19 protein-coding genes and 1 pseudogene are annotated in these 22,515 nt (G+C 70.5%); 7 read left to right on the top strand and 13 right to left on the bottom strand.

Annotated features, from left to right (window positions below; translation table 11 throughout):
- Nucleotides 1-10: 10 nt before the first annotated feature.
- The 4 genes from RKD23_RS39150 to RKD23_RS39135 form a co-directional block, all read right to left on the bottom strand.
- Nucleotides 11-3,517 (bottom strand): CHAT domain-containing protein, encoded by a 3,507-nt coding sequence (locus RKD23_RS39150; RefSeq protein ID WP_424858099.1) that lies wholly within the window; start codon nt 3,515-3,517, stop codon nt 11-13.
- Nucleotides 3,518-3,562: 45 nt separating this feature from the next.
- On the bottom strand, nt 3,563-4,537 hold the full coding sequence (locus tag RKD23_RS39145; RefSeq protein WP_424858098.1) for a hypothetical protein: 975 nt from the start codon (nt 4,535-4,537) through the stop codon (nt 3,563-3,565).
- Nucleotides 4,538-4,544: 7 nt separating this feature from the next.
- Nucleotides 4,545-4,934 (bottom strand): hypothetical protein, encoded by a 390-nt coding sequence (locus RKD23_RS39140; RefSeq protein ID WP_424858097.1) that lies wholly within the window; start codon nt 4,932-4,934, stop codon nt 4,545-4,547.
- 85 nt (nt 4,935-5,019) lie between these two features.
- A complete protein-coding gene (locus RKD23_RS39135; protein WP_424858096.1) occupies nt 5,020-5,154 on the bottom strand; it encodes a hypothetical protein in 135 nt (44 codons plus the stop codon).
- A gap of 1,186 nt (nt 5,155-6,340) precedes the next feature.
- Between RKD23_RS39135 and RKD23_RS39130 the strand changes: the two genes are divergently transcribed.
- Nucleotides 6,341-6,469 carry a hypothetical protein gene (locus RKD23_RS39130; RefSeq protein ID WP_424858095.1) on the top strand — a complete coding sequence of 43 codons (129 nt, stop codon included), beginning with the start codon at nt 6,341-6,343 and terminating at the stop codon, nt 6,467-6,469.
- Nucleotides 6,470-7,219: 750 nt separating this feature from the next.
- Here the strand turns inward: RKD23_RS39130 and RKD23_RS39125 are convergent.
- The 4 genes from RKD23_RS39125 to tgmA form a co-directional block, all read right to left on the bottom strand.
- Complete coding sequence (locus RKD23_RS39125; protein ID WP_424858094.1) at nt 7,220-7,354, bottom strand: hypothetical protein; 135 nt, start codon at nt 7,352-7,354, stop codon at nt 7,220-7,222.
- A 144-nt stretch (nt 7,355-7,498) separates the two neighbouring features.
- On the bottom strand, nt 7,499-8,698 hold the full coding sequence (gene tgmC / locus RKD23_RS39120; RefSeq protein WP_424858093.1) for an ATP-grasp peptide maturase system methyltransferase: 1,200 nt from the start codon (nt 8,696-8,698) through the stop codon (nt 7,499-7,501).
- The gene (tgmB, locus tag RKD23_RS39115; RefSeq protein WP_424858092.1) at nt 8,695-9,684 is read right to left on the bottom strand and encodes an ATP-grasp ribosomal peptide maturase; all 990 of its coding nucleotides are present in this window, start codon (nt 9,682-9,684) and stop codon (nt 8,695-8,697) included. The genes tgmC and tgmB overlap by 4 nt, the downstream gene beginning before the upstream one ends.
- A 4-nt stretch (nt 9,685-9,688) precedes the next feature.
- Nucleotides 9,689-9,955: a putative ATP-grasp-modified RiPP gene (tgmA, locus tag RKD23_RS39110; RefSeq protein ID WP_424858091.1), complete on the bottom strand. Its 267-nt coding sequence runs from the start codon at nt 9,953-9,955 to the stop codon at nt 9,689-9,691.
- A 406-nt stretch (nt 9,956-10,361) separates the two neighbouring features.
- Between tgmA and RKD23_RS39105 the strand changes: the two genes are divergently transcribed.
- On the top strand, nt 10,362-11,480 hold the full coding sequence (locus RKD23_RS39105) for a Tat pathway signal protein (protein ID WP_424858090.1): 1,119 nt from the start codon (nt 10,362-10,364) through the stop codon (nt 11,478-11,480).
- Between the two features lie 13 nt (nt 11,481-11,493).
- Nucleotides 11,494-11,787: a DUF6087 family protein gene (locus RKD23_RS39100; RefSeq protein WP_424858089.1), complete on the top strand. Its 294-nt coding sequence runs from the start codon at nt 11,494-11,496 to the stop codon at nt 11,785-11,787.
- 200 nt (nt 11,788-11,987) lie between these two features.
- Here the strand turns inward: RKD23_RS39100 and RKD23_RS39095 are convergent, their stop codons facing one another.
- Nucleotides 11,988-12,848: an IS5 family transposase gene (locus tag RKD23_RS39095; RefSeq protein ID WP_424858088.1), complete on the bottom strand. Its 861-nt coding sequence runs from the start codon at nt 12,846-12,848 to the stop codon at nt 11,988-11,990.
- 439 nt (nt 12,849-13,287) lie between these two features.
- On the opposite strand from RKD23_RS39095, the gene RKD23_RS39090 reads away from it, so the two are divergent.
- Entirely contained in the window at nt 13,288-13,887 is a 600-nt protein-coding gene (locus tag RKD23_RS39090) for an FG-GAP repeat protein (RefSeq protein WP_424858087.1), read from the top strand.
- On the opposite strand, the gene RKD23_RS39085 is transcribed toward RKD23_RS39090, so the two are convergent.
- Entirely contained in the window at nt 13,790-14,662 is an 873-nt protein-coding gene (locus RKD23_RS39085; protein ID WP_424858086.1) for an esterase/lipase family protein, read from the bottom strand. The genes RKD23_RS39090 and RKD23_RS39085 overlap by 98 nt on opposite strands.
- 541 nt (nt 14,663-15,203) lie before the next feature.
- Between RKD23_RS39085 and RKD23_RS39080 the strand changes: the two genes are divergently transcribed.
- Genes RKD23_RS39080 through RKD23_RS39070 form a run of 3 tightly spaced genes read left to right on the top strand, consistent with a single transcriptional unit; the run spans nt 15,204 to nt 17,985 of the window.
- On the top strand, nt 15,204-16,211 hold the full coding sequence (locus tag RKD23_RS39080; protein ID WP_424858085.1) for a sensor histidine kinase: 1,008 nt from the start codon (nt 15,204-15,206) through the stop codon (nt 16,209-16,211).
- On the top strand, nt 16,208-17,326 hold the full coding sequence (locus RKD23_RS39075; protein WP_424858084.1) for a hypothetical protein: 1,119 nt from the start codon (nt 16,208-16,210) through the stop codon (nt 17,324-17,326). Before RKD23_RS39080 ends, RKD23_RS39075 begins: the two co-directional genes overlap by 4 nt.
- Nucleotides 17,302-17,985, top strand: coding sequence for a response regulator (locus tag RKD23_RS39070; RefSeq protein WP_424858083.1), 684 nt, complete (start codon nt 17,302-17,304; stop codon nt 17,983-17,985). Before RKD23_RS39075 ends, RKD23_RS39070 begins: the two co-directional genes overlap by 25 nt.
- Nucleotides 17,986-18,595: 610 nt before the next feature.
- Here the strand turns inward: RKD23_RS39070 and RKD23_RS39065 are convergent.
- From RKD23_RS39065 to RKD23_RS39055, 3 genes and pseudogenes are all read right to left on the bottom strand, one after another.
- Nucleotides 18,596-19,234, bottom strand: coding sequence for a methyltransferase domain-containing protein (locus RKD23_RS39065; RefSeq protein WP_424858082.1), 639 nt, complete (start codon nt 19,232-19,234; stop codon nt 18,596-18,598).
- A 437-nt stretch (nt 19,235-19,671) separates the two neighbouring features.
- A complete protein-coding gene (locus tag RKD23_RS39060) occupies nt 19,672-20,466 on the bottom strand; it encodes a pectate lyase (RefSeq protein WP_424858440.1) in 795 nt (264 codons plus the stop codon).
- Nucleotides 20,443-20,883, bottom strand: a pseudogene (locus RKD23_RS39055) (RICIN domain-containing protein); the annotation flags it as partial. The pseudogene RKD23_RS39055 and the gene RKD23_RS39060, both read right to left, overlap by 24 nt.
- Between the last annotated feature and the right edge of the window lie 1,632 nt (nt 20,884-22,515).

Below are 22,515 nucleotides of genomic sequence, written 5' to 3'. Positions count from 1 at the left end.
CGGGCGGGCGTCACGGACCGATGTGGATGTGCGCTGCCCACAGCGACGGGAGCAGCGGATGCTCCGTGTGCGCCTCGCGGACGGCCGCGTGCAGCGCGTGCGCGGCGCCGTGCGGGAGCCGGCTGTAGAAGGATTGGGCGATGCACGGGGCGATCTCGTCCGTCACGGGCCACAGCGTGCCCACGACATGGCGGTATCCGGCGAGTTGGAAGGCGCTGGTGATGTGGATCGCCTCGTCCGCGAGCTCGGGGCGGGTCCCGGAGGTGGAGCAGCTGGAGAGGTACGCCAGGTCGGCTCCCGACGGCCGCAGGGCGGAGATGTCGGCGACGGTCAGCGCCCTTTCGAGGTGGTCGTGGGTGAGGATGCGCGAGGCGGAGGGGTCGTGCAGGTCGGTAACGGTGTGGCAGACGAGATGGACGTACGGGCTGGAGCGCAGGGCCTCCCGGACCCGGTCGCGGGTGGCCTCGGCGTCGGCCAGCAGGGGTGCCCGGGTGGTTCCGGGCAGCAGCGTCCGCACCACTTCCGCTTCGTGCGGGGCGTTCGGCAAGGGCGCTGCCCCCGGCGTGTCGCGGATGGCCACGACCAGGGGCGGCCGCGCCTCTGACGGGGCGGGTCCGGGACGTCGGCGCGCGTGGTGCAGGGCGCCGATGGTCGGGGTGTAGGAGGAGACGGCGAGGTCGAGTGCGCAGCGCGGCCGGTCCCGATCGGCCCGGGCGCCGTGGTAGCCGGCGGCGTGCAGCGGCAGGAAGCCCAGCGTGCCCTGCGGACACCACCAGACCCGCCGGGGCGACTCCCCGGGGGCGGGCGGTTCGGTGCGGCCGAGACGCTGGAGCACAGGTCCGGTGACGGTGTCCCACAGCCATTCCAGTACGCCGGAGAGGGTCTCCTGCGCGGACCAGATTTCCTCCAGGGAGGCTCCGGGCCGGGAGGCGGCGCGGGTGGCGTCGAGGAAGACGGCTACCTGCTCGGCCACGGTGCCGGAGCGCACCTTCAGCGGCAGGACGTCGATCGTGCCATCGGCCACGATGACGGCGTCGCACCGGATGCTGATGTTGAGGAGCACGACGGGTCCGTCGCCCGCCTGGCGGAGGATCTCCTCGGCCGGGGGCGGGCGCAGGAAGCCGTCGAACCCCGGCAGTGCCCGGATCCGGCCCAGCAGGCGCTGCCATGCAGCGGCGTGGCTACGACGCCGTTCGACGGCCTGTTCGGTGGTGGCCGTCGGTACGGAGGGGCCGGCCGGCCCGCCGGTCTCCTCCTCGCGCAGCCGCAGGAACTCGTCGGCCAGGGCGGGTGCTTGTCGGCGCAGCCGGTCGAGGTCGAGGTCGCGGGTGCGCAGCAGCCGGCCGAGGAGCACTCCCCTGCCGTGTTCGAGGACTTCCAGAGCTTCCTGGGGCCGTCCGGCCTGGAGGGCGTAGGCGGCGGCCTCTGCCGCGATGCCCGGCAGGCGGGCCAGAGCGTACTGCTGGTCGCTGCGGGTGAGGCTGCGCGTCGCCAGCTCGGGCAGCAGCGACGTGGCCGTGCGCAGGGCGTGCCACGCAGTCTCCCAGTCCTCCAGTACGCCTGACACCTGGCCCCAGGTGACGTGGGCGGCGAGCCGTTCGCGCACCGGGGCGGAGGTGACCGTGGTGATGTCGCGGGCGACGGTGAGGGCCTCGGTGAGCAGGTCGCGATCCCCGGTCCGCAGGTGCAGGCTGTACAGGCCCTCGGCGAGGGCCGTGCCCGGCGCGCTCCGGCCGGGATCGTCGCGGGGGCGGTCCCGTATGACGGTACGGAGGAGGGCGACGGCCTCCTCGAGGTCGGCGAGGTCGTGGGTGATCTCGTAGCGGCTGCGCAGGGACTGGGCGAGGTTGTATCCGCTCACGTCCCGCTGGGTGGGGAGCAGGCTCATGGCGTGGCGTTGCAGGCCGATCGCCTCGTCCAGGTCGGCTGGTGTGCCGCCGGCGTGGTCGAAGCGGGCGAGGAGGGCGCGGGCGAGGTTGCCCATCGCGGCCGCCCGCAGCCTGGGGTCGGCGGCGTCGAGGACCTGCCGGAAGGCTCCGAACGCCGGGCCCAGCGACTCCGGACGGGCGGTGTGGAAGAACCGGGCGAGGTGGCTGTCGCCGAGCAGCATGAGGACGACCGGACGGTTCGTGTCCCCCTCGGCCAGTACCAGCAGGGCCTGGCGGCACAGTTCGGCGCACCGGTCGAGATCCGTGATGTCGCCGTGGACGCCGAAGCGCTGGTTCAGGCCCGCGGCGAGGCTCGCCTGGTGGAGGGCCCGGTGTGCCGCGTCCAGGTCGGCCCCGGTGGCCAGTGCGTCGCGGTGCACGGCAATCGCCTCTTCGAGGTCGGCGAGGTCTCCGCGCGCCAAGTGCCGGGTCCGCAGGACGGCGGAGAGTTTGGTGCGCAGGCCGCAGCCGTTGTGGTGCCCGATACCGGGCGTGTCCACGGCCGCTCGGAGCAGGGCGACGGCCTGGTCCAGGGAGGCGGCCTCCCCGGTCAGGTCGTACCGGGTGCCGTACGCCGATCCGAGTACGCCGGTCAACACGGCGCGTTCGGCGCTGTCGGCGGGTCGGCCGGCGACGGCGCGCCGGAGTACGGCGATCGCCTGGTCGGCGAAGTGGGGCCGGCCGGTCCTTTCGGCCCGGTCCAGGAGCGCGTCGGCGGCATGCAGGGCGGCCTCGCCGTGGTCGGTGGTGCCGGGGTCGGTGTTCGCGACGGCGCGCAGGCGCAGGGCGATCACCGTGTCGAGGTCCTCCAGCCGGCCGGTGGTGTCGTAGCGGCCCTGTACTGCCTGCGCGAGGGCGTCGAGAAGGGCCTGCCGCTGCTGCGGTCGGTCGGCGGGCAGCAGGGCGAGGGCCCGGGAGTGGGCGTCGATGGACTCGTCGCGGTGGCTGGGGTCCCGGGTCGCCTGGTGGAGCGCGCCGAGCGCGGAGCCGAAGTTGACCAGCCGGATCGCGAGGTCCTCCTGTTCGACCTCGGGCGTGAGCCGTACGGCCTGGCGGTACAGCGCCACGCACTCCTCCAGGTCCCCCCGGTCGCCGGTCAGGAGGTTGCGGTCGAAGAGCGTCTCGGCGAGACCGGCCAGCTGGGCGGCGGCCTCCAGCCGGGCCCCCGGTCCGCCGGACAGTGCCCGCCTCTGCCACTCGACGGACTCGTCGAGGGGAGCGGGGTCGCCGGTCGCTCCGTACAGCCGGCGCAGGGCGCGTCCGAGCCCGTAGGCGTAGGCGGGCCGGTAGGGGTGGTCGACGGGAGCCTCGGCGAGGGCCTGGCGGTAAAAGGTGACGGCGTCCTGCAGCGGGCCGGGGGCGCCGCTCTCCTCGTACGTCAGTTCCTCGGTGTAGGCGAGGTTGCGGAAATGGACGTGCCGGTCGGGGGTGTGCGGGCCGAGGGAGGCCACGGTCGTGTGGAACACGAGCCGGGCCCGTTCGAGGGCGGCGGGGTCCCGGGAACGGAGGTAGTCGTCGAGTTCCCGCAGTCCGCGCTCGTGCAGAGCCTGGACGCGGTCGTTGCGGCGGCGCTCCCCCATCGCTGACATGGGGCCACGGTAGGGCGCTTTGGCGCGGGCCGGTGCCTCAACGGGTCAGACGGCGGGCGGTATTTCGGGGTGCTCGTACGTGTCCGGGGGCGGCAGCCCCTGTCGCCAGGACGCGCACAGGGCCGAGGCCCGGGTGCGCTCCTCGTCGAGGCCAGTCGGCAGCGGAAGGTGCAAAGCCCGCAGCAGGTCGAAGCGGTGCAGGTCGAACGCGGTGTGTACGGCGTCTCCGTAGGCGACGGCCGCTTCGACGGCTCCGTGGTAGGCGAGGCGGGCGACGGCCAGCGGGATCAGGGCGAGGGCGAGCCACCACCCGCTGGAGCACAGCAGTACGGCGGCGATGAGCGCGGTGGCTCCCCCGGTGACGGCGAGCCGCACGGCACCGTCGAGGGAGTCGCGGGAGTCGTCGACGAGGGCGCGTGACCGGTCGCCGAGGACCAGGTAGAGCCGGGACCAGGCCACCGCCGCGTCCCAGCCGTGGTCGCGGCCGGCGGTGTCGAAGGTGGCGGTCAGGACGTTGCCCAGGGCGGTGGGCCGCAGGAGGTGGTCGGGCAGCGGGTACCGGCGGCGCAGTCGCGCGGCGGCCGCACCGGCCCGCTGCACGGCGGCTGCCGTCACCTCCGCCGGCGTCGCGTCGCCCGTGGCCGGGGGCAGGACCGTACGGCGTTCGAGCCGGGCCTTGCGGCGGCGCTGCCAGGCGCGGCACAGCCCCGCGCCGAGGGCGTCGGACCAGCCACCCTGGAGCAGCCGCACCATGGCCAGTTGCAGGGGCTGGAAGACGACGGCGACGACCGTAATGCCGGCGGCGATGAGCACGATCTCGCCGACTCCGAGTCCGGCAGCGGTGCGCCATGCGCGGCGCATGGAGAGGGCGCCGCCTGGTGCGCCCGCCCAGACCAGCCACAGGATGCTCAACGCTCCTGCGTAGGTGGGGAGGTAGGAGACGAGGAAGAACCGTCCCGAGCTGCCCGAGGCGAGGCCCGCGGGCGCCGTGGCGACGGCGGCAAGGCCGGCCTGGCTCATCGGCGGCTCACCGCAGTTCCATCGGCCCGTGGCCGTCCGTCTCACACGTCGGCCGGTACCGCTCGTCGTAGAAGGCGGTCCAGGCCGTCCGCTCGCAGTACGGGCAGCGGAAGGTCAGCAGCATGTACTGGGTGGATTCGACCGGCTGGCGGCCACGGTCCTCCTCGCCCGCGCCCCGCACGATTCCGAGCGCGCGCACGGTGCTCAGGTGGGCCCGAGTGGTGACCCCGACGACCGTGCCGCCCACGACGAGGACCACGCGGTCCGGCGTCGCCCGGGTCGCGAGCAGCAGGTCGAGCGCGTCCGCGGTGTCGTCCAGGGTGGCGCCGTCCGGCACCTCGAGCCGGGCCGCGCCGTCCGGCGCTGCGTCCGGTCCCACCAGCATCGCGTACTTCATTCCAGCTCTCCCAACGGCTTCCGCTCCCAAGGCATCGACTGACCGAGGTCCCGTCGGATCTTCACTCAAGCGCCGCACCGCCTCCTCATCCCAGAGCCTGCGCCACACCGAAACCCGGCGAGACCGCGCTGGCGGACGAGGACGCGGCCGCCAGGGCAGGGGCCGCCAGGATGACAGAGGCGACGGACACCACCGAGGCCGCGTTGTCGTCGTGGCTCATGAAAGAGCACCCCTCGGGTGAACGGGGCGACTCACTTCCGCGAACCCGGGGAAAGGCCGCCCAGCACGGCTTGGCCGTCTCGGATGCGATCCAAGAGCTCGCGCGGCCCCTCGTCCTCGACCTGCTCGGCGGGAAACTCATCAGCAACTGCGGATGAGCAAATCCGGGTCGAAGAAGCACCTCGCGTCGTCCCACGGCAGGTCGGCCACCCCGCCATGCTGCCCGGCTCGCCGACCCACCGCACCCCCGCCCCTGGACCGAACACCGCCCAGCCCGCTGGTGTGGCGGGACGCCTTCAGATTCCTCGGCCGTCCGGGTATTTCGACAGAGAGCCTTCGACCTGGTCGTCGATGGCAAGGGGCCGGTCAGGGTACGGGTAGAGAGGTCGCCGCGACGCGTACTGCGGGGCCAGGTCGTGCGGCGTGACCACGACCGGTGTGCGCAGCCCTGCGCCGGATTCCCGGACCCAGCGCGAGGCCTGCCACCGAAACCGGGTGCAACGCAGGAGAACAGCTCGCTCATCGCTGTACGGCTCACCGTCCGGCCAGAAGACCACATACCAGACGACCCTGCCCCGCAGCGACTCCCCAAACACGCCACACTTTCCTGGACCACCCAACGCGCTGCTTCTCCGCGTTCAATTCCCGTCCCCCTCTACCCCAGACGCACGCGTCACCGGATGCTCCTACAGAATTCCCTCTCCACCCGCTTCAGGCAATCCGCCAACTCGCGCCCAGCCTCGCCCAAGGCGCCCTCCGATCACACGACTTGACCGAGACCCTGCCGCGTCCGAGCCGAGCCGACGTCGGTGCAGTCGAAACCACGCCACGCCAAGCCGGCCCACACCGCCGAGAACCCACAAAACGCCCCGCCGGTAGAGAGGGCAACCAGGGCCACGGTCGGCGCGCACGGGGCGCCCTAACTGACCGTTTCAGCATGAGCTGCGCGTGGGTGCGACATCACTCCTGCTCGTAAGAGCAGTCACAGGACTTCATCCCCGACGTCGCCGCCGTCAGCCCAGGTCCACAGCCATTTCCGCCGTGAGGCGGTCGCACGGCGAAGGCCGTCGTGACGGCCTTCCCCGAAGGGGTAGCCGTCGGCGTCGTAGAGAGCACTGGGTTGTCGACTGCGCTCCGCGAGCATTATCCAGGTGTGGGCCCCGCCGGGAGATGCCACAGCCAGCGTCGTGACCTTGATGAACCTGCTCGTCGACTTCGCTGAGAGCGGCCGGATCGGCCCCCTGCACTGCGGCATGCCGCTGACCGAGGCCGAAGCCCTCCTCGGCCCAGGGCGCCCGCACCCTGCCATCGGATGAAGGGACCGGACATCGACGGCTACCCCTATGCCTGGGACGGTCTGGAGCTGGTCACCACTCAGCGCCTCGTGAACGAAATCTGGATCAGGCTTTCGCCGGGCTCAACGACGAAGCTGCCGCCGCAAGTCCCGCCCGACTCCGAGTCCTACCCCTCCACCGTTCTCCGCAAGGACCTGATCGCCGGCCTTGACGCAGCAGGCTGCCGCCACGACGTCAATGATCGCCTGACGTTCGCCAAAACAGTCCAGCATCCTCACCCGACCTGCCGGCGTGCAGTGTTCTTCCCGCCGGGCCGAGACGACCACACGCCTCATCGTGACCACCACCATCTCAGCGTCATCCACAAACACAGGCCCCTGACACCATCAACGCCACAGGAGGGCAGTGCCAACTTCGTCAACTGCCGCCAGGGACAGCCGGTCCGCACGACATCGAGGGACTTCGCAGACCTCCGACGCGGCCTGATGGGCACAAGCGCTCCCCTGCCGGCCCAACCTCCCGGCATCCGAGCGGACCGCTCCCGACTCAGCAGCCCCCAGCGCCACGTCATCAGGCCCTCGAAGCGCGAAAGCGGCCGGGCCGGCGCCGGACCGAAGCCGAGGACCAAACTCACCTGCGCAAGAACGCCACGCCATCGACCCCCCTCGACCGCCCCGCCGGCCATAAAGGCGCACAGGCCGAACCTGCTGTTCCCTCGACCGCCTTCATGAAGCCGTCGTTGCTGACCGGTGTCCCGCTGACGTTCACGCTCTACTTCGCGCCGCGCGCGTGGGCTCCCGCGAGCGGAGGTGTCCCGGCGGACGCGGTGCTGGTGGCGCCGATGTCGTGGTGGGCTCCGCGCGAGCAGAGGTGTTCCGCGGGCGCGGGCGCCAAGACCAGGTTCACGCCCTCCGCGCGAGCGGAGGTATTCCGTCGACGTCGGCCACCCATGCCGTTGATGCCGTGCGCCCCGCGTGGTGACCCGGAGCCCGCACCCCACCGGGCCGGAGGTCCCCACACCCCCGCGCGGGGCCTGGAGACTACCGCCCGTCAGGGCCTCGGGAGCGGCAGTCCAGGCAGCTTGGGGTGCCGCAGGTGCTGCCCGCCGTCGTAGACGTGCAGGGTGAACGTCTCCGGCCCGGGCCGGCCCGCCTCGTCGTACGCGGACAGCACCCGCTCGACCCGCTCCCACAGCTTGACGGGGCCGCCCTCGCGCACCTCCCACCGGTCCTCGACCGGGGTGAGGGTGGCAGCGGAGCCGGTCACGACGTCGACCAGGTGCACGACGTCGTCGACGGTCGTCATCTGTGCGTCCGGCACCGCGCACTGGACGAGGAACCGCAGGTGGAACGCCTCCTCGGTCCCGGCGGTGATCCGCTCCGGGGAGTGCCGGGACACCCGGCCGGTTGCGGGGAGGACCGCGGCCCAGTGGGCGGGGTTGCCGAACGCTGGCGCCGCATGAGTGCGGGCGGACATGAAGGAGACGGTGCCGCCCAGGAGCTGGCCCTCGGCGGTGCCGTCGGCGTTCACGGTGAGCAGGACGCGTGCGTATCCGTAGAGCCAGCCCGAGAGGGTGAGAAGGATCTTCCCGCCCGGCAGGGCCTGCGCCAGCAGCGCGGGCGGCACCGCGCGGAAGGAGCAGGCAGCCACGATGCGGTCGAAGGACGCCTGCGGCCAGTAGCCGTACAGTCCGTCCGCCACCGCCAGGGTGGGCGTGTACCCGCAGCCGTACAGCGCGCTCGCGGCCTGCTCCAGCCGGTGAGGGTCGATCTCGATGCTGGTGACGTCAGCCGACCCCAGGCGTTCGCACGCAAGGGCGGTGGAGTAGCCGGTGCCGGTGCCGATTTCCAGCACCGTGTGCCCTTCCTGCACATCGGCGTCCGTCCACATCCGTACGACGAGCGACGGCAGCGTGGACGACGAGGTCGGCACTCCGCCGTGCCGCACCTGCGGGTTCTTCCAAGTCGGTTCGTCGCCGTCGAACTGCGTGATGAGCGTCGTGTCGGAGTAGGCGGCGGCCAGCCACCGGCCGTAGTCGGTCTCGGCGGTGACCGGCTCCCACACCGTCAGTCCCTGCCCGTCACATTCGTCGGCGGGCAGGTAGAAGCCCGGCACGAACCGGTGCCGCGGCACCGTCTCTACTGCCGCCCGCCAGCCGGGATCGGCAAGGACGCCGTCGGCGGCGAGGGCTGTCGCCATCGCCTCGCGCAGCCGGGCGGCGTCGGTCTCCAGGTCGGCGGGCATCGTCATCGAGCCGCGCCTCCTTCCGTGCTTGTGCTCAGGATGTCGGCGAACGCCGTCGTGATGGCGCCGGCGTCGGGCAGCCAGCCCCACTGGCCGTTCGGGTTGCACTCGATGAACACCCAGTCCGCAGGGTCGTCACCGTCACCGGTCAGGGCGAAGTCGAAGCAGCCGAAGACCAGGCCGAACGCGGCGAGGTAGCTGTGCAGTGCGGCCTCGACCGCGCTCGGCACGGTGACGGGGGCGTGCTGGAGCTGGTCCCAGTCGCCGCGGCGCCAGTCCAGCGCGCCGTCTGGCGCGGCGATCTGCTGGGCGAACACCTTTTTCCCCACCACGGTGACGCGGACGTCGCCGGCCTTGGGAATCTCCACCTGGAGCAGGTGGGCGGTCACCGCGAGCGAGTCGTCGAAGGTGTCGGGGTCGACGCGCTGGGCCCAGATCGCTCCGGTGTGCCCGTCCTCGTCCCGGGGCAGGCCTCGGAACGTCTTGTAGATCACGGGCCCGTGATCGGCGGCGAACTTCCGCGCCTGCGCGACGTCGTTGGTGACTAGCGTCGGGGGGATGATCAGACCGAGCTGGACGGCGATCTGGAGCTGGGCGGGCTTGAAGTCGGCAGCCGTCACCGCGCCGGGGTGGTTCACATACGTTGCGCCATGCAGGTGGTTCAGGATGCCGCCGAGCCCGTGCCGGGCCTCGGCGGCCGCGAAGTCGCGCTGCTGGGCCGGGAGGTGGCAGTACCGCTCGGAGTACGGGGTGGGGCGGCGGTAGTACACCGCCGCCACCTCCCCCAGCTCCACCTCGCGACTGGTCGTGCGTAGCCGCCCGCTCCAGGCAGGCGCCCCGGTGCCGATACGGGCGCCGAAGGACAGACCAGGGCCGATGTCGGCGGGGTCGACGCGGACGACCGGCACCTGGCGCTCGTTGAGTGCTGCGATCACCCGGTCGGCGGTGAAGTCCTCCAGGGACGTGATAACCAGGACGAGAGGAGCCGTCATCGCATCAGTCCGACTCGTAGTCGGTGGTGTGGTCGTCTTGCGTCTGCGGCTGCGGGTTCTGCCCGTCACCGCCACCGGACACCGAGGCCGTTCCGGTCGTACGGGAGGTGCCGTGCTTGCCCATCTCCACGACCTGGCCGGCGGTGTCGGTGTAGACGGCGGTCTGCGTCGCCGCGTCGAGCGTCACCGCGGCGTACGACGCCGGGCCGACCGTAAGCCGGTCGGTGACCAGCCTCATCGCCCACGGAGCCTGGGGTGCATGCGTCGCCATGCGAGTTCCCTTCCCCTTGCCTCATGCGGATAGCCCGGGCGGCTACCGCCTGAGCAGAATCCGCCCCTGCCCCGCCCTTTGGCCAGTACCGTGGGTGCCGCGAACCGTGGCGAAACTGCCACGCTCGGTGACAGTGGAGTCGGGGAGGGCGAGAGACGCGATGACCGGCAGATCGAGCAACCCGCACCTCGCACTTTGGATTGCGGGTACCGGCCTGTCCCACAGCGAGATCGCCCGCCGGATCGCCGCCGAAGCGAAATCCCAAGGTCACCGACAGATCGCACCCGACGCGACCCGCGTCCGGCGCTGGATCGACGGTGAACGCCCCCGCCCGCCAGTCCCAGCCCTACTCGCTGCGGTGATCTCCGAGGCGGTCGGTCAGCCGATCACCCTGGGTGATCTAGGCTTGACGACCGCCGGGCCGACGCTGGATAGCATCCAGCTCCCGCTGCTGACCGAGACAGCCGCCCAGACGCTGGCCGGATGGACGCAGATGGACCTCTTCCTCGACCGCCGCGAGACCCTCAAGCTCGCCCTCGGGGCCCCGCTGATCCTGGCAGCCGAGCGGATGCTGGGCGGAGGTGCCCGCCGCCTGAACCGCGCCACCAAGGGCTTCGACGCCGACACCACCACGGCGCTGGAACAGCTCACCGCGTTCTTCACCAAGGCCGACGCCTCCAAGGGCGGCGGCCTGTACCGCTCGGCGATCGTCGCCCAGCTCGCCGAAATCGCCCGCCGCATCCAGGACGGCGTCCCGGCCTCCCTGAAGGCCCGGGTGTTCGCAGCGACCGCCGACCTCGCCGCTCTGGCAGGCTGGGTCAGCCACGACTGCGGCCGGTATGCCACTGCCCAGCGGTACTGGTCGTACGGCATCTACGCCGCCTCCGAGGCAGAGCAACCGGACCGCGGGGTGGAGATCGTCACCCGCATGTCCCACCAGATGATCTATCTCGGACAACCCCAGGACGCCCTCGGTCTCCTTGGTGTGGCCGCGAGGAAGGCCACGCTTCCCGCGACGAAGGCGCTGGTCGCCTCCCAGACCGGGCGCGTGCACGCGGCCCTCGGCGACGTTCAGCGTGCCGAGCGGCACCTCGGTGCCGCTGACGAACTGCTCGCCGCCAGGCTTGGAGACGTGCCGGAATGGGTGGCGTACTTCGACGCCGCCGAGCACGCCGGCGCCCGCGCCGTCTCCGCCCGCGACCTCGCCGGCATCGGCCGACCCCGCCGCGCCAGCGGGTACTTCACTGACGCGATCGCCTTGCGCAGGCCCGGCTTCGAACGGGTGGAGGTCATGGACCGCATCGGCCTGGCCGCCGCATTGTTCACGGAGAACGAGCCGGAGCGGGGCGCCGCCGCAGCCCACCAGGCGCTGGAGGAGGCCGCCCGGATCGACTCCACGCTGGTCGCCTCCCGGCTCAACACCCTGCTGGACGCCGCCCGCCGGTACCGCACCGCCGCGGTCGACGAGGTCCGCACCCGCGCGAAGGATCTCGCCGCGGCCCGGCCGACCACCGTCGCGGCCTGAGACCATCGACATCATGGGCAAGCATTCCCGACCCGGACCACCGAACCAGCCGTCCCGTGCCGTCCCGCGCGTGGACGACGGTGACCCGCTCGCGGCGTACGACAAGCGGCGACGCCCGCCCATGGACGTCTGGCGTCGGCATCGGCCGCTGCACGGCGGCGGTAGTCACCTCCAGCCCCAGGAGCCACGGGCGCTAGAGGAGTGGAACGGGTTCGCCTACGAGCCCGCAGGCACCGCCGAGAACCTCACCCAGGCCCAGCGCTGGGCAAATGAGGCCGACCCAGGCACCAAGACCACGAGAGAGTAGGCGAAACTGCACGCCGCCCGGCTGCCGGCGGACGCGTCCGGCCGATGCTGCCACCGCCGGGCACCTTCTGCCGGGTGTGGACACCGCCCCTGGCCGCGGCTCCGCACCCCCGTCCGCGTTGTTGCTGGGGCTCCGCGCTAGCGGACGGGTACGACACCAGCGCACCCCAACCTCGCAGGAGGCAGGAGAGTTACCCCCTGTCAGACCGCCACGGCCCTGGATAGGACCACGCTGACCGACGCGACTCCCAGAGCAGCGCCACCGTGCAAAGCGATTACCAAGACGCTCTGACGCCGCAGGTCACGAAGTGCGCTCCGCGCGAGCGGAGGTGTCCCGTACAGCGAGCCGGGCGCCTCTGGAAAGACTAGTCGCGGTTGGGGCCTTCGCGGATGATGCTGGTCTGGGTGGACAATAGAAGACGCGGCGGAGGCGTCGGCTGTAGCGCTTCCTTGGACGTTCGCATGTCGGCGGACGATGTCGAGGACGAGCCCGAGATGCCGGCTGGTCCAGTCGGTGAGGTGGCCGGTGTAGCCGCCGTCGGCCCTGACTCGCGCCAGCCGCCGGAAATCCTCCTTTGCCGCGGGCAGAAGCGTTCGCGCGGCGTCCCGGTCGGTCGTGGATGCCGGTGTGACCAGCACGTTCAGCAGAAGTCCGAGCGTGTCGGTGAGCAGATGCCGCTTGCGCCCGTTGACCTTCTTGCCTGCGTCGAACCCTCGTGAGGCGTGGACGACGGTGGTGTCCGCCTTCACCGACTGCGAGTCCACGATCCCGGCACTGGGTTCCGGGCTGCGGCCCTCGCCGGTGCGGACGGCTTCGCGGAGCCGTTCGTGCAACTCGGTCACGAGGCCGGCGTCCCGCCAGCGGGTGAAGAAGGCGTAGACACGCGGCCAGGGCGGGAACTCGGACGGCATCGCCCGCCACCTGATGCCGTTGTCGACCAGGTAGCACACCGCGTCGATCATCTGCCGGTGGCAGTAGCCCTCCGGACGCCCGCCACGGCCCGCCGGCCAGCCCGGAACCGGCAGCAGATCCCGGACCAGGACCCACTCGGCATCACTCATGTCCGAGCCGTACCGAGGCCGGCGATCCGGCCGGTCGACAGCGTTCCCGAACCGGTGCGCGAGGCAGTCACACCCACGAGTGGACGAACTGGACTCGGTAACCACGACCACGCGAAACACTTCGACAACAGGGCCTCTTGGTTCTCGCTGGACTCGACATCCGCGAGCTACCAAGAGGCCCTGCTTCCATGCCTCCACCCCGAAAACCTCACCCGAACCAGGTTCCTGTTCGAACCCCGCCGATCACACGGCCGGATAGAAAACAGCCAGTCAAGGATGGGCTCCAGGCCAAGCGACTTGAGATCCGCAATCCACTTGCCCACGGGCCAGTCACGGCGCGTCCGGTGACCTGCCAGACGCGTGGCGAGCGGCGTCCTGGTCTCGCCGACCGACCGGACTCCTCACGATCCACCAGGACGTCACCGAAGTACCGGGCACCGTGGCCATCGGCAACCACTTCGGCTGGACCGTCGGCGCACTCGACACCAACGGCGACGGCAAAGTAGAACCCCTCGTCGGAGCACCCGGCGAAGGAGCCGGAACCGTCACCCATCCTCAAGGTCAAACCCGGAACACTCGAACCCGCCACAGCCGTCTCGCAAAGCAACCTCGGCGGAGGAACCGGAATCAGCGGCCTCGCCTTCGGCAGCACCCTGCCCCACTGATGACCCCCCAGACCGGCCGATCGCTCCCTCAACACGCCCAATTCGCACCGCAACTGACCAGCATCAGCCCCCCAACCTGCCCACGACAACCCGGGCTCCCCCTACCGCGGGCGGTGCGCACGCGAGTCGGAGCCGCTGCTGCAGCGGATCAGCCGCCCTCGCCATGCGGCCCGGCTCTCCGACTCGACACACCCCCGTTCCCCTTGGCCAAAGAGACAGGGCCCCCGCGATCACGGATCGCGGGGGCCCTGGCAGGTGTGGTGGCGATGGCGGAGATCAGGAAGTGGAGTGGTAGAACACGGCGGTGCGGGCAAGGGACACCGGTGCGGCGTAGCCGGTCCCCCAGCCGCTCCATGTGGCCCCGTTCGCGGTGATCTTGCGCCGCGCCTTGTACGAACCGGTGGTCACGTTCTTGAGGTCGCTGTGGCTCATGTTGGCGTCAGGGTGGTACTGCCACTCGTGTTCGGCGGTGCCGGCGACGGCGGAGGTCTCGGAGACGATCTCGTCATCGTACGATCCGAGCGTGGTCCAGTCGGTGCCCATGGCGGAGTTGGGCATCGAGGAGCCGAGTGCCGTCAGGAAGGGGCTGCCCGGCTTCATGTCCTTGCACTGCTGCCAGCCGAGGGTGGAGCAGGCGGTGCCCCAGCCGGTACCGGCGTGCGGGGAGCCGAGCGTGGCCACGTCCTCGATGTAGAGGCGCGGCGGGAAGCCCGAGGCGTGCCTGGCGGTGTAGTACAGCGCGGCGCGGACCACGAGCCCGCCCATTGAGTGGGCGACGACGTCGACTTTGATGTTGTTTCTGGAGTAGCTGTAGACGTAGTTCGCGAATGCCTTGGCCACGGTCTTCAGCGAGGTGTCGCGGCTTCCGGCGTAGTTCTTCGAGCAGCCGTCCTGGCCCGCGTAGTAGCCGAAGGTCAGCAGCGACCCCCTCCATCCCCGGTTCCTGAAGTGGGAGAGGGCGTTCGAGAAGTAGCTGCTGCAGGAGCTGTGCTTCCCGGTCGGCGCGAAGCCGTGGACGAAGATGACACGGGACAGGTCCGAGTTCGTCCGCGTCGGGGCCGCGCTGGCCGGCGTGGCTGTGAGGCCCGTGAGTACGGCCGCCATGAGCGCGGCGAGGAAGAGGACGATTCGTCTGCGTGGTCCAGCCATGGGTGTCCCCCGGTAGGTGTGTCGGTTTGAGTCGAGACCGAGCATTTCCGCGCGCAGGCAAGGACGTTGTCCGGTGCTACGGCCAACGTGCGGCTCTGGTTCGGCAGTTGGAGCGGACCGCCCGCTCCGGTATCGAAGACTAGGAGCGCGGGCCGGTGAGGGCATGTCACACGAACGCGTGACAACGTCGCCGCCACGTCACTCATGTACGGCTCTTGTTCGGATTCGGTCCCACGGGCCTCATTGCAGGTGAAGCCGGGGCTAGCTTGGCTCTCCTGTGACCGCGCCCGCGGCCGCTTCCGCCGGGAGACGGCCGCCATGGCGACGTACGGGGGAAATCGTGAGACATGCGTTGCGTCCTCTTGTCCTCAGAGGACTCGGGGATCTGGATGGCGGTTCCCCCATCCCTTCCGAGGGACCAGCGCAGCTTCAACTACGGCGCAGGGTCGCTCGCCTCGTCGCGGCACTGAGGGCAACGAGTGCCGCTGGTGCGGCTGTTGTCGCTGTGGTCGGCTTCGCACCGCCGGCACGTTCGGGGTGGGTGGCCGTCGCAGTCGTCGTACTGCTGGTGTGGAGCGGCCTGTTCACCGTTGTGATGCTCAGGCCGCAGCGATCTGCCTGGCTCTACGCCGGTGACACCGTGGTCGTGATCGCGCTCTGCCTGGCGCAGGACCGTCTGGTCCCGGCCGAGGTCCTGGTGGCGAGTGCGGGCAGCGGTTGGATCGACATAATCGCCGGCACCGGTGTCTTCATCGCGCAGTTCATGCTGCGCCAGCCCCTGGCGATGACTGCCGCCGTGGCCATCGCGGCGGCTCATGCCGTGGGCGCCGGCCCGCGGGAGGCCTCAGCGATCCTGGTCCTTCAGGGGCTGCTCGCCGCCGTGGTGATCGCCCTGCTGCGTCGTGGAGCGCACAGCGCGGACGTGGCTCTGCTCGAGGAGGCTTCCCTGCGCGCGTCGGCCCGGGCCCGGTCGGCCGCCCGTTCCGACGAGCTGTACCAGCAGCGACTGTTGCACGACACCGTGCTGGCCACGCTCACGATGGTGGGCACCGGGAGCATCACCCGGGCCTCGGCCGTCCTGCCGCAACGGGCCGCGGCCGACCTGGCCGTCATCGAGGACCTGCAGGCGGACCCGCGCGCGGCGCGTGCCGCGACGCGCCGCCCGGCACGGCTGGATGTCGCGCTGCGCTCCGCCGTACAGGCGCATCGCGCCGGCGACCGGCCGCTGGACATCGAGTGCGACCTGCCACCGTTGGACCTGCCCCACGACGTCGTGGAATCCCTTGCGGGGGCCGTCCATGAGGCCCTCGCCAACGTGGCCCGGCACGCGGACTGCCGCGCCGCACGGGTCGCGGCCCGGCCCCTGGGGCAGGGTGTCGTCGTCGAGGTCACCGACAGCGGAGTCGGATTCGACCCCGACGCTGTTCCCGCGCACCGTCGCGGACTGAGGGAGTCGGTGGTCGGCCGGATGAGGGCCGTGGGCGGCAGCGCCCGAGCGGTGTCGTCCGCCGGCGCGGGCACGCGCATCGAGCTGAGGTGGCAGCCATGACGGTCGACGGCGTCGAGGACGCGGTCGCTGCACGCTTCGCCAAGGCCGTCAACATCGGGCTCGTGTCGATCGTCGGCGTCTGGCATCTGGCTCTGGACACCGTTGTGGTGATGAGGGGGTGGCCGACGTACGAGCCGCAGGCCGTGGCCGCGGGCGCCTGGGTGATCCTCGCGGTCATCCAGACCGTCGGTTCCGTCCTGCTGCTGCGCCGCCGACTCGAAGCCGGCGTCGCTCGGTCGCTTGCCGGTGTGGCAGTCGTGACCGGTGTCGCCGCCGCTGCCTCGTACCCTCCGGGCGGGGAACTCAGCAGTGTCAGCTGGGCGGCGAACACTGTGGGCTGGTTCGGCGTGTTGCTGCTGATGCAGCGTCCGTTGCGGGAGCTGGTCGCTCTGCTGTGCGCCAACACGGCTGTCACGGCGTGGTTTCTGGCCGCCGACGGCGCTTTTGACCAGGTCGCCTTCTCACGTCTGCTGGCCACCACGTACACCACCGCCGGTATCCAGCTGACCTTCGCCTACTTGGCGCGGCAGCTCAATGAAGGCGCCGGGGAAGCCTCCGCGATCGCGGCGGAACGGGCCGAGCACCTCGCCCGGGCCGCCGCGCACGAGACGGTGCACACCGAGCGGCAGCGGCGCTACGAGTACCTGCGCACACGATTGGAGCCGCTGCTGCGGGGGCTGGCGACGCGTCGACTGGACCCGGAGGACGCCCTCGTACGCACACGCGCCGCGGTGGAGGCGGCCCGCCTGCGCAGGCTGTTCGTGGAGACGGACGACACCCCGCACCCGCTCCTGCACGAGCTGCGGGCCTGCGCCGCGGTCGCCGAGGAACGGGGCGTGCATGTGACTCTCCTCAGTTACGGCGAAGTGCCCGACCTGCCGGCATCCGTCCGCAGGGAACTGGCGGAAGGACCGCTCCTGGCCATGGCCGCCGCAGCAGCCCGAGCGCGGGAGACCGTGGTGGCGACGCCGGACGACGTCGTGGTGAGTGTGCTGACGGACGCCCCGCTGCAGAGACCTGCCGCCTCACCCGGCACGCTCACGGAATCCGCCGTATTCGATCAGGAGGAAAATCTGTGGTGGGAGACCCGATGGCCAGTACCACCGGCCCCGTGACCGTCGCCATCGTCGACGATCATCCCGTCGTCATCGAAGGCGTCAAGTCCTGGCTCGCCGAGGAACCCCGCATCTCGGTGTGCCACACCGGCGACTACGCTGACGTGGAGCCCGGCATCGCGGATGTCCTCATCCTCGATCTGAACCTGCACGGCACGCTCGCACTCCCCTGGGTCGCCAAGCTGGCCGCGGCGGGCCAACGGGTCATCGCTTTCTCGCAGTTCACCGACCAGCAGACGGTTCTTGACGCGCTGGAGGCAGGCGCCTGCGAGTTCGTCGCGAAGAACGAAGGCCGGGACCACCTGATGAACACCGTCCTCGCGGCGGCAGGAGACAGGCCCTACGTCACGCCCACCGCGGCCGGAGTCCTCGTCGGCGACCTGGGCGGGGGCCGTCCCAAACTGTCCTCGCAGGAGCGTACGGCCCTGCTGTGGTGGTTCCAGTCCATGTCGAAGTCCTCGGTCGCCCGGCGCATGGGCGTGTCCGTGCACACTGTGGACGTGTACATCCGCCGGGCGAGAGTCAAATACGCGCAGGTCGGCAGGTCCGCGCCGACCAAGGCGGACATGCTGGCCCGGGCCATCGAGGACGGCTTGATCAAGCCCGACGAGATCACTGGTTACTCGCCGACGGGACCGGCTGTGGGACGGGAGCCATAAGGGATGCTCCCGTAGACGGAACGATCGAGCCCGCAAAAGGGGCGCCGGGAACGGCGCGAGAAGCGGCCACGACCCGGCATGGGGGTCCGGCACGGGGCGGAGTGCCCCTGGGCGCTGATCGGTTCGTGCGACACCGGGCGCAGCAGTTGGTCTTGCAGGCGGAGGCCCTGTGGCGAACGGCAGTCAGCCCCGGGCCTGCGACCTGCGACCTGCGACCTGCGACCTGCGACCTGCGACCTGCTCACAGACTCTCCCGACGCCTCGCAGCCATGGTCGAGTACGCCGATGCCGAACTCGGCCTCGCCCCGGACCGTCCGCCGGTGAACTCGCCCGCTCCATAGGCCTGTCCCCGGCGGCAACCAGCCACCACCACAAGGTGTTGCGCTAGGCAGGCCCGGCCCAGTGCACTCGCATCGGTACGCGCACCCTGCTCTCTCACGCCGCTGGGCCGCAGGCTGCTCACAGAGAACCCAGCACCTTGACTCGGCTTTGAGCTGGTTCTGTTGACGGAATCCGACACCACTTGTCGCTCAGGGCCGAGACCGCCGCCTCTCGTCACAGGGCGATCTTTGCGCAGGTTTGGGTGTCCGGTCAGACGGCTCGCCTGCTTCTACAGGTCGGCCACGAGAAGCCGGTAGCCGGCGTCGAGGGCTTCGAGGCCGAGCAGGTCGGCATGGCGTTCGTGCCAGCGGCCGGAGGACAGGTCGTCCTCCAGCCGGGCCAGGCCCGGCTGGAGGACTTCGTCGCTGGTCTGGGCGAACAACGAGATGCCGGCCCGCACTTCGGGGTCGAGGTATGCCTCGGGTCGGCGCCAGTAGGCGGCGAGGAATCCGTCGGTGCAGTCGTGGGGAACGGGGACGGTTTCGATGCGGGCGCCTCCCAGCAGCCTGGCCAAGCGGTCGACCGCGACGGCTCGTGTGCTGTCGAACGCGGCTGCTTCGGGCAGGTACTCCTCCAGCAGCCAGAACCTGTGGTTGATGTCGGGGTCGAAGGTGAGGACGACGACACGCTGCCGGGCGATGCGCAGGAGTTCGCCGATGCCGGCTTCCAGGTCGCTCCAGTGGTGCACGGTCAGGAGGGCCATCGCCGCATCGGCCGAGTCGTCGGCGAGAGGGATCGATTCCGCGGATGCTTCGAGGGCCGGTGCGGATCCGGCTGGGCGCTGGGCGATCATCACTGAGCTGGGTTCAACGGCCAGCACCGTGTGTGACGGTTCGTAGGAGCCGGTGCCGGCTCCTACGTTGATCACGCTGGTGGCACCATCGAGGGCTTGATGGATCCTGGCCGCGATTCGGGGGTCCGGTCGCCGGGTGTCAGCGTAGGTCGCACCGATGCTGTTGTAAGTCGCCACACCGCACAGTATGCGCTCCCCGCTGACACCAGGAAGAGCTCGCAGGGTTGTCAGTTCTCATCGACATTTCCGAACTGTCTGATAGCCAACTGCTACCCGAAACCGTCGACAAACGTTGCCCGCTTCCACTGACGAAACCATCGCGCTGACTGGCGACTGCCTCACCTGCATCGCCGATGGTGGCCTCGGCAGGCTCCTGCCCCCCCCCCCGGCAGGGCCGAGGGTGCACCAATTGCGGTCAGCCCGAGGTGCCCCGGCCAGGCGGGAGTCCGGCCGGGGCCTGTTCGTGCGTTCCGGGGTGTCGGCCCGGAGCCGGGGCAGGGGGTGACGGACTGTCAGTTGACGTAGCGGATGTCGGAGGAGGTGTACAGGCAGTTCGTGCTGTCCGGGCCGGTGCCGATCTTGGTCGGCTCGCCGCTGGTCGTTCCCTTGTACTTGGTGCAGATGTCGATGTCTCGGCCGGAGTCCCCGTAGATGGCGATGTCGGAGAGGCGTGCCGTGTCACCGTAGTTGGTGTTGATGCCAACCAGGGTGTCGCCCGGCGCAGTCACCCTCGTCCCGGAGATCTGGATGTGACGGGCGTACTGCGTGGAGCAGTTGCCGCAGGAGCGGACCAGCTTGCCGAAGTCCTGGACCTGGAAGCCCTTGATGACCAGGGTGCCGGCGCCGTTGAACTGGAAGACCTTGTCCGAGGCCAGCTTCGCGCCGCCGCCCTCGACCGTTCGGACCAGGGAGCTGGAGCTGCCGCGGAAGGTGGCGGCGTCCTCGCCGACGTCCTCCCACCAGACGTTCTTGAGCGTGCAGGCGCCGTCGCAGTGGACGCCGTCGGCGGCCGGGGCACCCAGAATGACGTTCTGCAGGGTCGCGCCGTTCGCTAGGCGGATCATCGGCGGCTGGCTCTCGCTCTGGTCGCCACTGCCGAGGTCACCGCTGCCGTAGAGGCGCTTCATGCCGCCGTCGTAGGTGCCCGAGACCTGAATGGTGGAGGACACGGCCTGACTGCCGTTGGCCGTCGGCCACGAACCCGAGGGCGGTGTGGTGGTCGGCGTGGGTGTCGGCTCGGTCGGCGTCGGCGTCGGGTCTGTGGGGACCGTGCCGGAGGCGGTGAAAGTCCAGCGCTTGCTGATCACCGAGTCGCAGGAGTTCTGCTGGACCACGGCGCCCGCGGATGTCGAACTGTCCTTGACGTTCAGGCACTTGTCGCCGTTGCTGTTGATCACCTGGTATGTGTCGCCGCTGATCTGCGTCAGCTTCCATACCTGAGTCGCTGTGCCGGAGCAGTTCTGCTGCTCGACCGCCTTGCCCGCGCTGGTGGAGGCGTCCCGCACGCCGGTGCACTTGGCACTGTGCGCGGCGGTCAGGGTGTAGCCGCCGCCGGACGCCGCGACCTTCCACGTCTGCGCCGCAGCTCCGGTGCAGGTGTCCTGGACCAGTTGGACACCGGCGGAGGCGCTCGCTCCGGGCACCGTCAGACACAGGCCGCTGCCCGCGTTCTTGAGGGTGTACGAGCCTGCCGCCGGGGCCGCCGAGGCCGAACCGGTCAGCATCACGACGGTGAGTCCCCCGCCGATCAGCGCCGTTGCGCCTGCCAACGCGGTGACGACGCGGCCGCGTTTCCTGCGGTGGGTTTTTCGTGTGCTCATTGTGCCTTCCTTTCCCGGGCCGTGGCGTCTGCCGCAGGCAACGGAGGCCGCAGACGAGGCGCCTGGGCCGTCACTGATTGAACCGGTTAAAACTTCAATGGACATGCACCAACGCCGCACCAGAGGGCGCAGTTGGCTGCTCCCTGCCGAGCTGTGAGCCACAGACTGGCGTCGGAGGGACTCTGGCGTCAACCGTTGTGCAAGCGCTTTCTACTTGAGCGGTTTATGCCAAGCCCTGTGTGTCCGGCCGGCGCGGACCGGAGACTGCGCGGCACTGGGGGCCGACTCCGGCGGTGCGCGCCAGGGGCGCGCAGGTGTGTTCGCCGGCCGTGGGTGAGGGGACGCCGGCCGGGGCGCCGGGCCAGTTCGCCGGTGGTGCAGCCGTCCTCGACACGCGCGAAGAGGCCGCCCGGGTGGTACCGAGAAGACTCGCCAGGGCGCGGTGCCGGTCGGCGCTCGGGGCCGACCCACGAACACCAGATCGCGCCCATCCAGTGGGACTTCGTGGTCGATCTCGAGTATCCGCGGCCGCCACCGCATGGTCGGCCCGAGCCCGGTGAGCAGTCCTTCGCCGCCGCGGTCGAGTAATACCCCCGCCCGGCCAGCCCGTCCGGCCTTCACCAGGGCCTGGATACGAGTACGGCGCGACGGCTGCCCGCGGGGGGCCAGGAAGTCCGGCCTCCGCCAGCCGCGGTGCCCTACTCGTCGTCCAACCGAAGTGCGTCTGCTGCGTATTTGACGGATCGGAGAGCCCGGCGGACGTCCGTTCATCCCGCAGGTGAACGGAGCGTAGATCAGTTGAGAGATGCATGCCGGATGAGGATCTTCATCGTTGGCCGGGCATGGGAACACTTGCACAGGCATCACTGCTCGGCGCGTACTGGTTGGACTCCCCGTTCCTTGGCCAGGCGTTGCTCGCGCGAGACACGTCACTGCCATTGCAGAAAGGTTCCCCCCTTCAGAAAGGTGGGGATCGGGCGACCGATGGGACGCGTGCTCCCTCGTCTGGGACGTGGTTCGCGGACGGGGAGGGCGCATGAGGGCGTCGGGCTGTGCACTGCGTCCTTGCACTCGGATGCTGCAACGCCCGGCCGACGCCGTCTTGGCGCTCGCCACTGGCGCCCGGGGCTCCTCGGCCCACCGGTTGCGCGGGGACGGAAGAGCTGTGGAGAGCAGTGTGCGGCTTCGACGAGCGTCTTGCTGTCGGCGTAGGAAGCCTCGCCGGGATGCGCTGGAGGACGCCTCCGGTGCAGAGAACCAGCCTGCTACGTGTTCGTCCTGCGTGCGTGGCGGAACGTTCCTGCGCCTGCCGGGCGGAGGATCACGCCATCGCGAGATGCCTCGCACCGGACGCCCAGTGTCGCCGGAGTCCAAGTGGCGCAGGCCGATATGACCCGCCGCCAGCACAACGGTGTGGCCGGGATTGTGCCGGGGCAGATCCAGCACGACTGGTGGACCACGTACCACGGGCCGGTCCCTCATGCTGGTGATGCTTGCGGATGGATCGCTCAGGTCCTCCGAGTCCGTCGCGGGGAC

It is taken from the genome of Streptomyces sp. SAI-170, assembly GCF_049739565.1.
In the GTDB taxonomy this organism is placed as follows: Bacteria; Actinomycetota; Actinomycetes; order Streptomycetales; family Streptomycetaceae; genus Streptomyces.
The sequence above is the reverse complement of the archived record's forward strand: the minus strand, read 5'-3'. Positions and strand labels throughout refer to the sequence as shown.